This window comes from Acidiphilium sp. JA12-A1 (genome assembly GCF_000724705.2).
Lineage (GTDB): Bacteria > Pseudomonadota > Alphaproteobacteria > Acetobacterales > Acetobacteraceae > Acidiphilium > Acidiphilium multivorum.
In genome coordinates this window covers 185,514-199,763 of sequence record NZ_JFHO01000004.1, presented here as the reverse complement: position 1 = coordinate 199,763, position 14,250 = coordinate 185,514, and the positions used below count along the sequence as shown (strand labels likewise).

Sequence of the window (14,250 nt, the reverse complement as noted above, 5' to 3'; positions counted from 1 at the left end):
CGGCCACGTCGCCGGCTCCGAGAGACTACGAGGAGCATCGTATGAATCGCGACCATCCGTTCATCGCCCAATGCGACAAGGCCCTGGCCGACATCCGCGCCGCCGGCCGCTACCGCCGCTTCGTGGCGCTGGAAAAGCTGGCAGATCGTTTCCCCTATTACAAGGTGACGATGGAAGGCCGCACCCAGGACATTCTGGTGTGGTCCTCAAACGACTATCTGGCCATGGGCACCGACCCCGAGGTGATCGAAGCCTCGATCGAGGCCGCGCGCACCATGGGCGCCGGCGCCGGCGGCACGCGCAACATCGCCGGCTCCTCCCCCATCCACGTCGCGCTCGAGGCCGAACTCGCCGCCCTGCACGGCAAGGATGCGGCCCTGCTCTTCACCTCCGGCTATGTCTCGAACCAGGCGACTCTGACCGCGATCCTCAACTCGATGCCCGGCTGGCACGTGTTTTCCGACGCGCAGAACCACAATTCGATGATCGTCGGCATCAAGGGCGGCAAGGCGGCGACTGTGCATGTCTTCGCCCATAACGACCTCGCCGATCTCGAAGCCCGTCTTGCGGCGGCGCCGGCGGATGCGCCGAAGATGATCGCCTTCGAGAGCGTCTATTCGATGGACGGCGACATCGCCCCGATCGGCGCGATCTGCGACCTCGCCGACAAGTATAACGCCATCACCTATCTCGACGAGGTTCACGCCGTCGGCATGTATGGGCCGCACGGTGCCGGCGTCTCCGAGCGCGACGGCGTTGCCCATCGGCTCACCATCATCGAGGGCACGCTGGCCAAGGCCTATGGCTGCCACGGCGGCTACATCGCCGGCGATGCCAGCGTGATCGACTATATCCGCTCGGTTGCGGCCGGCTTCATCTTCACCACCGCCCTGCCCCCGCCCACCGTCGCGGCGGCGCTTGCCTCGATCCGCCGGCTGAAGGTCGACCAGGCGCGGCGCGATACACTGTTCGAACGGGCAAATCTGCTGAAATCGAAATTCGACCAGGCCGGCCTGCCGCGCCTGCCGACAGAGAGCCACATCGTCCCGCTGATGATCGGCAACGCGACACGGGCAACCGAAGTCTCGATGCGGCTGATCCGCGAATTCGGCATGTACGCAACTCCGATCAACTACCCGACGGTACCGGCTGGCACCGAACGGCTACGTTTCACACCGGGCCCCAAACATACGGAAGCGATGATGGACCAGCTCGTCGCCGCCTTGCGTCATATTCTTTCCGGCGAAACCGGAACGGTGGCGGCCTGACCCGGTCTTGCAGCCAGCGACGAGCCTCGCTATAGCCTCGCGCAGCGCCGACATAGCTCAGCGGTAGAGCAACTGATTCGTAATCAGTAGGTCCCCAGTTCAATCCTGGGTGTCGGCACCATTTCAAATCAATGACTTGTGCGATGAATGACGTCGCTGGCTTCCAGCGCGAGCCGGCGGCCAAATGCCTCACTTTGTCTCACCTTATCCGGGGAAAGTGAAGCATACGTGAAGCACGGGCCGTGCACGCCGGTTTGCCCGGCGGCATCTTCATCTCGCAATTTCTTTATTTGGAATGGTGGGCGCACAAGGACTCGAACCTTGGACCCGCTGATTAAGAGTCAGCTGCTCTACCAACTGAGCTATGCGCCCATTCCGGCGTCGCGATCCGAAGCAGATCGCGTCGACACAGGGCGTCTAGCAAGATCGGTTCGGTCTGTGAAGAGGCGCCGGGCCTACTTGATCAATCAGTAGATATGGCGAATTAGAAATCTGACCGGACACGCCCGCTCCCGCCATGCAGATCACAGGTAGAATCCGATGCCGCATTCAAAAAAGACGATTTTTCGCCGCGCTCCGCTCTGGGCCGCCACACTTCTCATTGCATTGACCAGCGGCGCCGTCGGCATTGAGGCTGCGTTCGGCCAGGAGGCGGGCGGCTACATGCCGACGCCGACGGCGGCGAAGCCAGAGGCGTTTCCGGCGCTGCCCGAACCCGTGACCAAGGGCATGAGCCAGGCGGAGATCGCGCAGGTGCGGCGCGGCGAATATCTCACTGCCGCGGCGGACTGCATGCCCTGCCACACGGCACCGGGAGCAAAGCCTTTCTCCGGCGGACTGTCCTTCGTCACCCCGTTCGGCACGCTCTACTCACCCAACATCACCCCGGCCAAGACGACCGGCATCGGCAAATGGACGCCGCGGCAATTCTACAATGCCCTGCATTACGGCGTCTCGCCCGGCAGTTCGCTGGGCGTGTTTCCGAAATATCTCTATCCGGCGATGCCCTACACATCCTATGCAAAGCTGACGAGGCCGGATGTGATGGCCATCAAGGCCTATCTCGACGCCATACCTGCCGTGCACGCACCGCATGCACCGAACCGGCTCGGCTTCCCGTTCAACATCCGCGCGATGCTGCTCGGCTGGCGCATCATGTTCTTCAGCACCGCGCCGGTCCATTACAAGAAGGACTGGTCGCCCGCGGTGCGCAACGGCGCCTATCTCGCCGAAGCCCTCGGCCATTGCAGCGAGTGTCATTCGCCGCGCAACCTGCTGTTCGCCATCAAGTCGGGCGATACGCTGGCCGGAGCGCAGATCCTCGGCGAGCCCTGGTATGCGCCGAACATATCCTCCTCGAAGACCTATGGCGTCGGCGGGTGGAGCCGGAAGGACCTGGTCGACTACCTGCATGAGGGCGGCAACATGAACCGTGGCTCGGCATTCGGGCCGATGCAGTCGGTTGTGGATTACAGCCTGAGCCAGCTCCCGCGGCAGGATGTCGACGATCTTGCCGCCTATCTGCAGACCGCGACGCCGCCGCGCGAGAACCCGGTGAAGAAGGTGGCGCTTGCCCCGGGCGAGCTCGCGCAGGGCAAGGCGCTCTACGACGACAACTGCGCCGCCTGCCACCAAGCGGACGGCAAGGGCGTGAAGGACGTGTTCCCGAATCTCGCCGGGAATGACGCGGTGACCAACGGCCCGTCGGACAACGTGATCGGCATCGTGCTCGGCGGAATGATCCCCTGGCACGCCAACGGCCCGGCCATGCCCGCCTTCGGTTCGATGCTGAACGACGCCCAGATCGCCGCGATCGCCAACTACGTGCGCACCGCCTGGGGTAACAAGGGCGTGACCGATGCCGATGCCGCCAAGGTGCTGGGCATCCGCGCATCGACCCCGCCGCACGACATCGCGCTGGCCGACGCCGACTATCTCGACCTGCCGCCGATCGCCTCCGCCGCCGCGCGCAGGATGAACTGCCCGCTGCTGACGAAGGACCTCGTCTCGCCCGGCCACGGCACGATGGAGATTATGCAGGGCGTCACGCCGGCAACGCTCGGCAACCGCACCCGCATGCTGGTCGCCGCGATCCGCAAGGCCTATCCGGACATTACCCAGAAGCGCATGGCGGAATTCCTGACGGCGGCCTATTGCCCGGTCGTGGCGCAGGAACGCGGCCTGTCGCTCGGGGAGAAGAAGAAGGCGATCCAGCGCTTCCTCTCCGAGGCGGCGTCGATGGACACGGCCGCCAGGAAGGGGAGCTGAGGCCATTCAGCCGCTGCTTCCCACCGAAACTCTCCGGGGTGCGGCGATCCTGCCGCATCTCGCGGCGCTCGCCCGGCTGCGGATCGAGGTGTTCCGCGCCTGGCCCTATCTCTACGAGGGCAACGAGGCTTACGAGCGCGACTATGTCGCGACCTATGCCGCGAGCGAGCGCGCCGCCATCGTGATCGCGCGGGATGGCGATGCGATCGTCGGCGCCTCCACCTGCCTGCCGCTCACCGACGAGGACGAGGCGATGCAGGCGCCGTTCCGCGCCGCCGGGATCGATCCCGCCTCGGTCTTCTATTTCGGTGAGTCGGTCCTGCTGCCGGCCTATCGCGGCCGCGGCGTCGGCGTGGCCTTTTTCCGCGAACGCGAGGCGCACGCGCGGGCGGTTTCCGACGCCGCGCAGGCCGCCTTCTGCGCGGTGATCCGCGACAACGCCGATCCGCGCCGCCCGACGGATGCCACCACACTCGACGTCTTCTGGCGCAAGCGCGGCTACGCGCCGGTGTCCGGTCTCGTCTGCCGCATGCGCTGGCGCGAGATCGGTGCCGCGCATGAGGTGGAAAACCGCCTCCAGGTGTGGATGAAGCCACTCGGCGGCGCATGATCATGCGGGTTGCTCTCTCCCCCTTCCCGATCCACCGCCCGACCGGGCTGGACGATTTTCTCGATCGGGTGGATCGCCTCGCGGATGAGGCGAAATCCGGCGGCGCCGACCTGCTCATCCTGCCGGAATATGCCTCGATGGCGCTCGCCGGCGCTTTTGTCGCCGCGCCGGACGTCGCCGCCGAACTCGACGCCGTGGTCAGTCGCGCCGATACCCTGGTGGAGGGTTTCCGCGCCATTGCCCGCACCCACCGCCTGCTGCTGCTGCCCGGCTCGGTGCCGATGCGCGGCGCCGATGGCAATATCCGCAACAGGGCGCCGTTGATCGACGGGGACGGCCGTATCGCCTTCCAGGACAAGCGGGTGATGACGCGCTTCGAATCCGAGCGCTGGGGCATCACGCCGGGCGGGCCCCCTTCGGTGTTCGAAACCGATTTCGGCCGGCTTGGCATCGCCATCTGCTACGACTCGGAATTCCCCCTGCTGGTGCGCGCACAGGCGCTCGCCGGGGCGGACACGATCCTGATTCCGGCCTGCACCGACTCCCTGCACGGCTTCAACCGGGTGCGTCTGTCGGCCCGCGCGCGGGCGCTGGAGAACCAGTGCTTCACCGCCGTCGCGCCAACCACCGGAATGGCGCCCTGGTCCGCCGCCGTGGATGAAAATCGCGGCTATGCCTGCGTCTTCGGCCCGGTCGATCGCGGGTTTCCGGAAGACGGGCTGCTGGCCCGCGGCGCGCTGGATGCGGCGGACCTGCTGTTCGCAACGCTCGATCCCGCCCACCTCGCCGCCACGCGCGACGACCCAGCCGTCCGCAACCGGACCGACTGGCCGGACGATCCGGCGCCGGCCCGAATCGTCCGCCTGACATGACGCTGGTTTATGTCGTCGCCGGTGAAGCAAGCGGCGACGTGCTGGGTGCGCGGCTGATCGCGGCCATGCGCGCGCGGGCCAGCGGCATCGAAGTTGCCGGCATCGGCGGCGCGAGGATGGCCGAACAGGGTGTTGCCTCGCTGTTCCCGATGCAGGAACTGGCGCTCATGGGCCTCGCGGAAGTCCTGCCCAAGCTCTTCCGGCTGCGCCGCCGGCTCGAGCAGACGGAAGCGGACATTGCCGCGAGGCGGCCGGACATCGTCGTGACCATCGACAGTCCGGGCTTCACGCTCCGCCTGCTCCGGCGAATCGCCCCGCTCGGACTCCGCCGCGTGCATTACGTCGCCCCCCAGGTCTGGGCCTGGCGACAGGGGCGGGTAAAGCACTTCCCCGGCCTGTGGGACCGGCTGCTCTGCCTCCTGCCCTTCGAGCCGGATTTCTTTGCACCGCATGGGCTGAACCCGGTCTTTGTCGGCCATCCGGTGCTGGAATCCGGTGCCGATGCCGGCGATCCTGCGCGCTTCCGTGCCCGGTTCGGCCTGGCGGAGTCAGCGCGTTCCCTGATCCTGATGCCTGGCAGCCGCCGCACGGAAACGGCCCGGCTGATGCCGGTTTTCGGCGCGGCGGTGGAACGCCTCCGCCCACGATTTCCGGATCTCGTGCCGGTGCTGGCCGCGGCGCCGGCACTCGCCGACGAGTTGCAGGCGCAGGCGGCCGCCTGGCCGCGCCCGCCGCTGATCGTCACCAATGTGGCCGAGCGGTATGACGCCTTCGCCGGCGCCGAAGCCGCGCTGACGAAATCCGGCACCTCGACGCTGGAACTGGCTCTGGCCGGCGTGCCGATGGCGGTCACCTACCGGGTCAATCCGATCAGCGCGATGCTGGCCCGGCGGCTGATCAAGGTGCCGCACGTCGCCATGATCAACCTGCTCGCCGGGCAAGAACTGGTGCCGGAACTGTTGCAGGATGCCTGTACGCCAGAGCGCCTCTCCGCCGAAATCGCCTCGCTGCTCGGCGACCCTGAGCGGGCTGCGGCGCAACGGGCCGGCTTCAGCGCGGCCCTATCCACGCTCGCCATCGCGGGATCGGCGTCTCCCAGCGAAGCCGCGGCAACGGCCGTGCTCGACCTGCTCTGAGCGGCGTTCCGGCCTGCACACGCAAAAAGCCGCGGCGCCCGCCTATAGGCGCAAGGAACAAGCGATTCTCCGCGCCCCACAACGCCAAAAGGCCCGAAGCATTGCTCGGGCCGATCAGCAAGCGAAGCGTGTCAACGGCGCGGAGCCAAAGCTCCGCGGTTGATTACTTGATCTTGGCTTCCTTGAAGGTCACGTGCTTGCGCGCGACCGGATCGTATTTCCGGAATTCGAGCTTGCCCGTCTGCGCCTTCGCGTTCTTCTTCGTCACGTAGAAGAAGCCGGTGTCGGCGGTGGAAACCAGTTTGATCTGAACAGTGTTCGTCTTGGCCATGCGTATTCTCCGATCGCGCCGATATGATCGACCTTGCCGGCCTGGTCAACCCCCGGCGCGGGCATGCGGGAGCAGCGGGCGGATCAGGGCGGCGCGATACGCGGCCGGATGATCGATCAGCGCGGCCGCCGCCCGTTCGTAGCCGTTGCCGCCGATCGCGGCCGGGCAGGCTTCTCGCAGGGCCAGCACCTCGGCGAGCGGCATCGGCGCCCTGGCCGCACGGGTTTCGGCCAGCGGCTTTGCCAGCAGGTCGACGCCATGCCGCAGCGCGTTGATCTGCTTCGCGAGCTGGTCGGTGCCAAGGCTGGTGCAGACCTGCGGAAACACGCCAAGACTTTGCAGCGGCCAGCCGCGTGGGGCGATCATCCTGCTCCAAGTGACAAACAGCTCGCCCCCGCCCGGAAGTTCGGTGACGCTCTGCACCAGCCCCTTGCCGAGTGTCGCACTGCCGAGAACGACGCCGCGGTCGTTGTCGGCGATCGCGGCCGAGAACACCTCGGCGGCGCTCGCGGTGCCGCCATCGACCAGCACGACCACCGGCAGGCCGTGCGCGATATCGGCCCCCTCGGCATGCCATACCTTGTTGGCCGCCGGATCGCGGCCGATCGTGTGGATGATCGTGCCTTGCGAGAGCAGCGTGTCGAGGCTGAGCACCGACTGCCGCAGGACACCGCCGCGATTGCCGCGGAGATCGATCACGATTCCCTTCGGGGCGGGCTGCGCCTGCACGAGTTGCGCGAGAACCGCGGCGAACTGCCGCGCCGTGCCGTGGTCGAAGCCGAGAACGCGGATATGGGCGATGCCATCGTCGATCTGCCCGGCGACGCTCTGCGTCGGCACCAGGGCCCGGGCCAGGGTGATCGTCTGCGGCAGGCTGTGCCCGGGCCGGATCGTCAGATCGATCATGCTGCCGATCGGGCCGGCAAGTTCCTGTTGCAGCTGGGCGACCGGTTGCGCGGCTGCATCCCGCCCGTCGATCGCCAGAAGCTGCATGCCCGGCGCGATCCCGGCCCGGTCGGCCGGGCTCGACGGCGTGACGCCGGTGATCGTCACGATGCGGTCGTGCCGCGCCAGGGTCATGCCGATTCCGCCAAGGCCCAGCCGCAGCGCGCGCTCCGTCGCGGCCTCGCGCGGCGCGACATAGCGGGAATAAGGGTCGAAATGATTGAACAGCTCGTCGAAGAAGCTGCGGATCATGCCGCCGGTGCCGGCGCGCTCGATCGTGGGCGAAGCCGCGAAGGCATGCGCGGCGACAGCAGCGCAGGCCACGCCCCATTTCGCCGCGTCGCCGACCGGCGGCGCCAAGGTTGCGAAAATCACCCGATTGGGTCCGAAGAGCAGCAACTTTCCCGATTGTTCCTGCACGGTGAGATCGGGGTCCAGCGCGGTAATGCCGGACAATCCCCATACCGCCATGCGCGGAATGCCGAGCGGCTGCAACGTGCGGGGCGCCATGAAGGCGAGGGCAGCGCCCCAGACGGCGGCGGCGTGAGTCGAGTCGAAGCCACGCTGGCCCGCCTGGGCGCCGCAGATCGGCAGCATCACGCACAGCACTGTGACAATCCGGCGGATCGGCCGCACGAGCGCCGGCCGGCGGGCGCGGTGCGCCCGGGAACGACGAGCGAGCGAACGGGCCATCCGGCGTTTCATCGGCGGCTGCGCTTGTGCCTGGCGGGCGCGCGGCCCGGCTTCCTGCCGCCCTTGCGGGCAGGCAACCGGCGATGTTGTCCACCGCCCTCGCCCGGCGCGCTGCCGCCCTCGATCAGGGTGAACAGCAGCCCGCCGGTCACCGGCTTCGCCTCGCGCAGCCGCACCAGCACCGGATCGGCCAGGCGGAACACCACGCGCGAGCGGGTGCCGGACAGCGTGCCATCGGCCTCGTCGAAATGCCAGAAATCGTCGGGCAGCAGCGCCATCGGCACGAAACCGGACGCGCCGGTCGCATCGAGCGTGACGAACAGGCCGAACCGCGTCACCCCGCTGACCCGCGCGCTGAAATCCTCGCCGATCCGGTCGGCCAGATAGGCGGCAAGATAGCGGTCGGCCGATTGCCGCTCGGCATCGGTGGCGCGGCGCTCGGTCGAGGTGATCGCCGCCGCGATGGTTTCGAATCCGTCGGCGTGTTCGGGGCGCAGCCCGTCTGTGCCGAGCTTCAGTCCGGCGATGAGCGCGCGATGGACCAGAAGATCGGCATACCGGCGGATCGGCGAGGTGAAATGCGCGTAGCTGTTCAGCGCCAGGCCGAAATGGCCGATATTCTCCGGCGCGTATTCCGCCTGGCTCTGGCTGCGCAGCACCGCCTCGTTCACCAGCGGCGCCGCATCGCTACCGGCAACAAGGCGCAGCACATGATCAAGGTCGCGCGGGTGGAGCTGGTCGCCGGGCTTGAGCGAAATCTCGAACGTCGCCAGCAGATTGCGCAGCGAATCGAGCTTTTCCGGCGAGGGCGGGGCGTGCACGCGATACATGCACGGCTGGCGCAGCCGTTCCAGCTCCTCCGCCGCCGCGACATTGGCGAGGATCATGAACTCCTCGATCAGCCGGTGGCTGTCGAGCCGCGGGCGCGGCGCCACGTCCGTCACCCGGCCAGCCTCGTCGAGCGTGATCTTGCGCTCCGGCAGGTCGAGATCGAGCGTGCCGCGGGCCTGCCGCGCCGCCAGCAGCGTGCGATAGGCGGCGTAGAGATGGCCGATCGTCCCGTCCGGCAGATCGGCTTCCCAGCCGGACTCGAAGGCGCCCTGCACCTCCTCGTAGGTGAGGCGGGCGAAGCTGCGCATCAGGCCGCGGCCGAATTTGTGGCTCAGCTTGCGGCCCTCGGCGTCGACGATCATCTCGACGAACAGGCATCCCCTGTCCTCGCCCGGCCGCAGGCTGCACCAGCCGTTGGAGAGCGCCTCGGGCAGCATCGGCACCACGCGGTCGGGGAAATAGACCGAGTTGCCGCGCTTGAGCGCCTCGCGGTCGAGCGCCGAGCCGGGGCGCACGTAATGCGCGACATCGGCGATGGCGACGACGATGCGATGCCCCGGCCCGGCGGGTTCGGCGAAGACGGCGTCATCGAAGTCGCGCGCATCGGCGCCGTCGATCGTCACCAGCGGCACTTCGCGCAGATCGGTCCGCCGGCCGGGGCGGACGCCGCGGGCGCGCTTCGCCTCGTCGATCGCGGTCTCCGGGAAGTCGGCCGGAATCCCCAGTGCCGCGATGGCGATCAGGCTGATCGAGCGCGCATCGCCCATCCGGCCGAGATGCTCGGCGATCCGCGCCGGCTTCGGCCCGTAGCCGAAGGCCGGCAAGGGCATGGCGCGCACCACGTCGCCGCTTTCGGCACCGGCGGTTTCGCCCGGCGGCACCTTCCATTCGGCGCGGCTCTTGCGGTCGACCGGCTCGATCCAGCCGCCCTCTCCCTCGGCGCGGAACACGCCGATGATGCTGGCCGGCTCCTCGTCGAGCCGCCGGACCGTGCGGCCTTCGTAACGGTCGTCGTCGATCCGTCGCAGCCGGGCCAGCACCCGCGCGCCGGGCGCGAGCGCAGCGTGGCCGCGCTTTTCGGGCAGCATGAAGATGATCGGCGGCTTGCCCGGCCGATCCCAGCCGACCGGCCGGGCAAGCGGGTCGCCGTCACGATCGGTGCCGGTGATCTCGACGACGCAGCGTTCCGGCAGCGCCTCGGCCGCGCGCACCTGCCGCCCGCCGGCGCGGACCAGCATGCCATCGCGTTCGAGATTCCGCAGCATCGCCCGCAGCGCCGGTTTCTGGTCGGGGCCGAGGCCGAAGGCGCGGGCAATGTCGCCCTTGCGCAGCCGGGTTCCAGCTTCGGCGATGAACTCGCGCAGCACAGCCTCGGTCGGCAGTTCGGCGGATCGGCGGACGGGCTTCCGGGTCATGCGCCACCGCGGCGGCGCATCATCACGATCCTCTCGCCCGAAACCCGGAATACCGCCTGGAATCGGTGCACGGCAGCGCCCCACACATCAGAAGTTTTGTCCAATGTTAACCGCATAGACCCTATGTGGCTGGCCGACAACGCTGATGCAGTGTTTCCCGTATGGTGGCGCGGCAAGTTTTCCAACTATGGCCGGAATGCCACAGACGCGCGGTCGAGCGTGGCGTTGAACAGCGCCCCGAACAGCACGGCATAGGCGCTCAGATAGAACCACATCATCAGACCGATGATCGTCGCCAGGGGCCCGTAGGTGCGGCTATAGGCCGCGAATTGGCCAACATAGACCGCAAAGCCATAGGACACGACGAGCCAGACCAGAATCGCGACCAGCGCGCCGGGTACGACCGGGTGCCCCGCATCGCGCCCGAAGGCCGGCCCGAATCGGTAGAGCAGGCCGAGCGCCAGACCCATCGACCCGATCAGCAGGGCGAATCCGGGCAGCACCGTCAGCACCGCCGGCGCCTTGGCAAGGCCCAGGAAGGCAAGCACCAGTGGCATGCCGACCAGCACGGCGATAGCGATGACGGCGCCGAGCATGGCAATCAGCGTCATCGCCAGGGTCACCGCCTGAAACTCGAAGAAGCCGCGCGTTTCCTGCCGCTTGTGGATCACGTTCAGCGCGTAGATCAGCGACTTGATGCCGGAAGCCGAGGAATAGAGCGTGAAGCCCAGCGAGATGACGAGGCCGATGCCGAGCGTCGTCTTGCCGCCGGAAACCAGTTGCTGGATCCGCCCGCCGATCAGCGCGAAGGCGGCCGGCGGCATCAGATGTTTCAGATAGAGAAGCTGCGGTTCGACCGTTACCGGGTTGAATGCGAGGCCGTAGAGCGAAATCAGCGCCGTCATCGCCGGGAACAGGGCCAGGGTGGCGTAAAAGGCGCAACCGGCGGCGACGAGCGACATCTCCCCGCTCATCACTTCGATCGCGGCCGCGCGCAGCGCCCTGAACCAAAGGTCGAGGCGCGTCCGCCAGCGCATCAGGCGCCATCCAGAAACCGCCGGATCACCGCGATGGTCGGCCCGTCCATCAGCGCCGGCGCGTGGCCGCATGCCGGCACGGTATGCGTGGCGGCGCCATCCTCCTCCATGCGCGCGAGGGTCGCTTCGGTCAGCAGGTCGCTGGTGGCGCCGCGAAGGGCAAGCACCGGCACGCGGATCGCCGTCCAGATCGCGCCGAGATCGGCATCCATGGGCACCGAGGCGCGGATCGGTTCGGCGATCGCGGGATCGTAATGCAACGCGAGCCCGCCGCCCTCGACGGGCCGTGCCGAGTGAAGCGCGAGAGCGGCCCATTGCGGATCGGTCAGCGGGCCGAACGGCGCATGCACGGTGCGCAGATGGGCTTCGAGCGCCGCAAGATCGGGAAAGGCAGCGGGTGCCTCGCCCATGTAGTCGCGGATCCGGCCGAGCGCCGCGGCGGGAATATGCGGGCCGATATCGTTGAGCACGAGGCGGGTGATCGGCGTGTGCGCCGCGGCGGCGACCATCATGCCGCAGATCCCGCCCAGCGACGTGCCGACCCAGGCAACCGGCTTGTTCAGCCAGGCGAGCAGATGCGCCAGCGCGATGACGTAGGAAGGGGGCTGATAGAGCGCCCCGTCGCGCAGCCATTCCGATCGTCCGCGGCCCGGTAGGTCGGGGCAGATCACATGATAGCGATCGGCCAGGCTGTCCGCGAGAATGTCGAAATCGCGCCCGTTGCGGGTCAGGCCATGCACGCAGAGCACGGCCGGCGCGGCCGGGTTGCCGAATTCCACGAAGGCGAGCCGGTGGAAATCGTTGCCGAGCAGATAGGGAACGAAACCCTGCCGCGCCACGATCCGGCCGTCCTTCAGATGATGCCGTCCCGGCGCAGCGCGGCGCGGGCCGGTTCGTCGAGTCCCAGCATGTTGGTCAGCACCTCGTCGGTATGCTCTCCCAACATGGGAGGTGCGAGGCGATAATCCACCGGCGTTTCCGACAGGCGGACCGGATTGGCGACGAGCTTCACCGGCACGCCATCGCTTCTGGTCATTTCGATCAGGTTGCCGCGCGCGATCACGTGCGGATCGGCGAAGACCTGCTCCAGCGTGTTGATCGGGCCGCAGCCGATCTTCAGGTCTTCCAGCCGTTCCAGCCACCAGGCGGACGGATGCCGCGCCAGAACCGCGGCGAGGGTGTCGGTCACAAAGGCGCGATTGGCGACGCGGGCGGCATTCGTGGCGAACCGCTCGTCAGCCAGCAGATGCTCCAGTCCGAATGCGTTGCAGAAACGCGCGAAGGTCGGGTCGTTACCGATCGAGAGGACGATATGGCCGTCTTCGGTCGCGAAAACCTGATAGGGAACGATATTCGGGTGCTCATTGCCGAGGCGCGGGGGATTCTTGCCGGTGGCGAGGTAGTTCATGCCCTGATTTGCGAGCCAGGCGACATGCGTGTCCAGCATGCCGATATCGATGTGCTGGCCCTGCCCGGTGATTTCCCGGTGGCGCAGCGCGGCGAGCACGCCGATCGCGCCGTAGAGCCCGGCAAAAAGGTCGGCGACCGGCACGCCCACCTTCATCGGCTGGCCATCCGGCACGCCGGTAAGCGACATGATGCCACCCATGGCCTGGATCAGGCTGTCGTAGCCGGGGCGGGACGCATAGGGGCCGGTCTGGCCGAATCCGGTGATCGAGCAATAGATCAGCCCCGGATTGTCGGCCCTGAGATCGTCATAGCCGAGGCCGTAGCGCGGCAGCGTGCCGACCTTGAAGTTCTCGACCAGGATATCGCTCTTCGCGATCAGCGCGCGCGCCAGCTTCTGGCCCTCGGGCTTTGCGATATCGAGCGTCACGGACCGTTTGTTGCGATTGGCGCCGGCGAAATAGGCGCTCTGCTCGGTGCCCGGCAGCGCGGGAGGCGCGAATCCACGGGTATCGTCGCCGCTGCCCGGCTTCTCGATCTTGATCACCTCGGCCCCGAGATCGGCCAGCATCTGCACGCAGGTGGGACCGGCGAGCACTCGCGTCAGATCGAATACCGTCAGTCCGGCTAGCGGGCCCGAGGGCGACGCGGTTCCAGCGGATGGCTGTTCAGACATTCATGACCTCCCGTCAACGCGACCCGCAATAGCGAGCCTGTGAAGTCAGGTCAAAAACGGGAGGTCGGAACGCGACGACGGCGGATCAGTGGCGATGCGTGCCGCCGGCGGGCGGAACGCAGCTGCGCAGGGCAAGGCGAACCAGCCGGTTGGCGACGGCCGGCAACCCGGCGCGCTCGGCATCCTGCGCCAGCGAAATCAGGCGGTCGACAAGAATGAGCGGGCTGACGATCGGCTCGTGATGGTCGGCGATTTTCGCCGGGGCGAACTGGGTCATCGCGGGTTTCCTTCTCAGGAGTGTCCTTCAGGAACAGCCGTTTTTGGCTGCGCCCGAACATGACCCGCTCCAGATTACAATCCGGTAAACAAATTCGACCCGGAAAGGAAAATTATCTTTCGTTCTCGTCACTGTCGCGCTCGACCTCGATATCGGCATCGATCGCATCGTCGTCCTCGAGATCATCGGCATCCGTCAGGATATCGTCGTCGCCGGTATCCTCCACGTCGTCCGTGTCGACGTCGTCCTCGGTGGTCTGCGCCTTGGCCGGCTTCTTGGCGTCGTCGGGCATTGGTACGCTGCGCTTGAGCTTCGGCTGCTCGGCCGGCTGTTCGGTGCCGCATTTCGGGCAGACGGCCGGAACCTTGCCGAGGTCGAAAAAGCGCGCGCCGCAGGACACACAGGTATGTTTGTCGCCAAGTTCAGGCTTCGCCATGAGAGCCTCGCATTCCAGGGTGAGCGGTGGAGTCCGTCAGGGCGGGCG

The 14,250-nt window shown here is 67.4% G+C and carries 13 protein-coding genes and 2 tRNA genes; 6 read left to right on the top strand and 9 right to left on the bottom strand.

Translation table 11 applies throughout. The features are described from left to right. The first annotated feature begins 41 nt into the window (after positions 1-41). Both hemA and RT91_RS01610 read left to right on the top strand, forming a co-directional pair. On the top strand, positions 42-1,268 hold the full coding sequence (gene hemA / locus RT91_RS01615) for a 5-aminolevulinate synthase (RefSeq protein ID WP_007424802.1): 1,227 nt from the start codon (positions 42-44) through the stop codon (positions 1,266-1,268). Positions 1,269-1,314: 46 nt separating this feature from the next. Beyond that, positions 1,315-1,389, top strand: a tRNA-Thr gene (locus RT91_RS01610). A gap of 175 nt (positions 1,390-1,564) precedes the next feature. Here the strand turns inward: RT91_RS01610 and RT91_RS01605 are convergent. Further along, a tRNA-Lys gene (locus RT91_RS01605) sits at positions 1,565-1,640 on the bottom strand. A 168-nt stretch (positions 1,641-1,808) separates the two neighbouring features. Between RT91_RS01605 and RT91_RS01600 the strand changes: the two genes are divergently transcribed. The 4 genes from RT91_RS01600 to lpxB all read left to right on the top strand — a co-directional run bounded on the left by RT91_RS01600 (position 1,809) and on the right by lpxB (position 6,154). Next, a complete protein-coding gene (locus RT91_RS01600) occupies positions 1,809-3,536 on the top strand; it encodes a cytochrome c (RefSeq protein WP_007424245.1) in 1,728 nt (575 codons plus the stop codon). A gap of 88 nt (positions 3,537-3,624) precedes the next feature. Further along, a complete protein-coding gene (locus tag RT91_RS01595) occupies positions 3,625-4,146 on the top strand; it encodes a GNAT family N-acetyltransferase (protein ID WP_007424244.1) in 522 nt (173 codons plus the stop codon). After that, a complete protein-coding gene (locus RT91_RS01590; protein ID WP_035185299.1) occupies positions 4,143-5,018 on the top strand; it encodes a carbon-nitrogen hydrolase family protein in 876 nt (291 codons plus the stop codon). The genes RT91_RS01595 and RT91_RS01590 overlap by 4 nt, the downstream gene beginning before the upstream one ends. Continuing rightward, positions 5,015-6,154: a lipid-A-disaccharide synthase gene (gene lpxB, locus RT91_RS01585; RefSeq protein ID WP_035185298.1), complete on the top strand. Its 1,140-nt coding sequence runs from the start codon at positions 5,015-5,017 to the stop codon at positions 6,152-6,154. The genes RT91_RS01590 and lpxB overlap by 4 nt, the downstream gene beginning before the upstream one ends. Before the next feature lie 163 nt (positions 6,155-6,317). Here lpxB and rpmG read toward each other — a convergent pair whose 3' ends face one another. The 8 genes from rpmG to RT91_RS01545 form a co-directional block, all read right to left on the bottom strand. Next, entirely contained in the window at positions 6,318-6,485 is a 168-nt protein-coding gene (gene rpmG, locus RT91_RS01580; protein ID WP_007424241.1) for a 50S ribosomal protein L33, read from the bottom strand. 45 nt (positions 6,486-6,530) lie between these two features. Beyond that, the gene (locus tag RT91_RS01575) at positions 6,531-8,123 is read right to left on the bottom strand and encodes a S41 family peptidase (protein WP_035185296.1); all 1,593 of its coding nucleotides are present in this window, start codon (positions 8,121-8,123) and stop codon (positions 6,531-6,533) included. A gap of 8 nt (positions 8,124-8,131) precedes the next feature. Continuing rightward, on the bottom strand, positions 8,132-10,369 hold the full coding sequence (gene rnr / locus RT91_RS01570) for a ribonuclease R (protein WP_035185293.1): 2,238 nt from the start codon (positions 10,367-10,369) through the stop codon (positions 8,132-8,134). Positions 10,370-10,554: 185 nt separating this feature from the next. Next, complete coding sequence (locus RT91_RS01565) at positions 10,555-11,406, bottom strand: YihY/virulence factor BrkB family protein (protein ID WP_011941225.1); 852 nt, start codon at positions 11,404-11,406, stop codon at positions 10,555-10,557. Continuing rightward, entirely contained in the window at positions 11,406-12,245 is an 840-nt protein-coding gene (locus RT91_RS01560) for an alpha/beta fold hydrolase (RefSeq protein WP_007424237.1), read from the bottom strand. Before RT91_RS01560 ends, RT91_RS01565 begins: the two co-directional genes overlap by 1 nt. A gap of 14 nt (positions 12,246-12,259) precedes the next feature. Then, entirely contained in the window at positions 12,260-13,489 is a 1,230-nt protein-coding gene (locus tag RT91_RS01555; RefSeq protein WP_051788116.1) for a CaiB/BaiF CoA-transferase family protein, read from the bottom strand. Positions 13,490-13,574: 85 nt separating this feature from the next. Continuing rightward, positions 13,575-13,766, bottom strand: coding sequence for a hypothetical protein (locus RT91_RS01550; protein WP_035185292.1), 192 nt, complete (start codon positions 13,764-13,766; stop codon positions 13,575-13,577). A gap of 112 nt (positions 13,767-13,878) precedes the next feature. Next, a complete protein-coding gene (locus tag RT91_RS01545; protein WP_007424235.1) occupies positions 13,879-14,202 on the bottom strand; it encodes a TIGR02300 family protein in 324 nt (107 codons plus the stop codon). Positions 14,203-14,250 lie beyond the last annotated feature (48 nt).

What these genes read in the sequence shown, in the direction of transcription:
- hemA (WP_007424802.1), top strand. Translation starts at nt 42, where the DNA reads ATGAATCGCGACCATCCGTTCATCGCCCAATGCGACAAGGCCCTGGCC.
- RT91_RS01600 (WP_007424245.1), top strand. Translation starts at nt 1,809, where the DNA reads ATGCCGCATTCAAAAAAGACGATTTTTCGCCGCGCTCCGCTCTGGGCC.
- RT91_RS01590 (WP_035185299.1), top strand. Translation starts at nt 4,143, where the DNA reads ATGATCATGCGGGTTGCTCTCTCCCCCTTCCCGATCCACCGCCCGACC.
- lpxB (WP_035185298.1), top strand. Translation starts at nt 5,015, where the DNA reads ATGACGCTGGTTTATGTCGTCGCCGGTGAAGCAAGCGGCGACGTGCTG.
- rpmG (WP_007424241.1), bottom strand. Translation starts at nt 6,485, where the DNA reads ATGGCCAAGACGAACACTGTTCAGATCAAACTGGTTTCCACCGCCGAC.
- RT91_RS01575 (WP_035185296.1), bottom strand. Translation starts at nt 8,123, where the DNA reads ATGGCCCGTTCGCTCGCTCGTCGTTCCCGGGCGCACCGCGCCCGCCGG.
- rnr (WP_035185293.1), bottom strand. Translation starts at nt 10,369, where the DNA reads ATGACCCGGAAGCCCGTCCGCCGATCCGCCGAACTGCCGACCGAGGCT.
- RT91_RS01565 (WP_011941225.1), bottom strand. Translation starts at nt 11,406, where the DNA reads ATGCGCTGGCGGACGCGCCTCGACCTTTGGTTCAGGGCGCTGCGCGCG.
- RT91_RS01555 (WP_051788116.1), bottom strand. Translation starts at nt 13,489, where the DNA reads ATGTCTGAACAGCCATCCGCTGGAACCGCGTCGCCCTCGGGCCCGCTA.
- RT91_RS01550 (WP_035185292.1), bottom strand. Translation starts at nt 13,766, where the DNA reads ATGACCCAGTTCGCCCCGGCGAAAATCGCCGACCATCACGAGCCGATC.
- RT91_RS01545 (WP_007424235.1), bottom strand. Translation starts at nt 14,202, where the DNA reads ATGGCGAAGCCTGAACTTGGCGACAAACATACCTGTGTGTCCTGCGGC.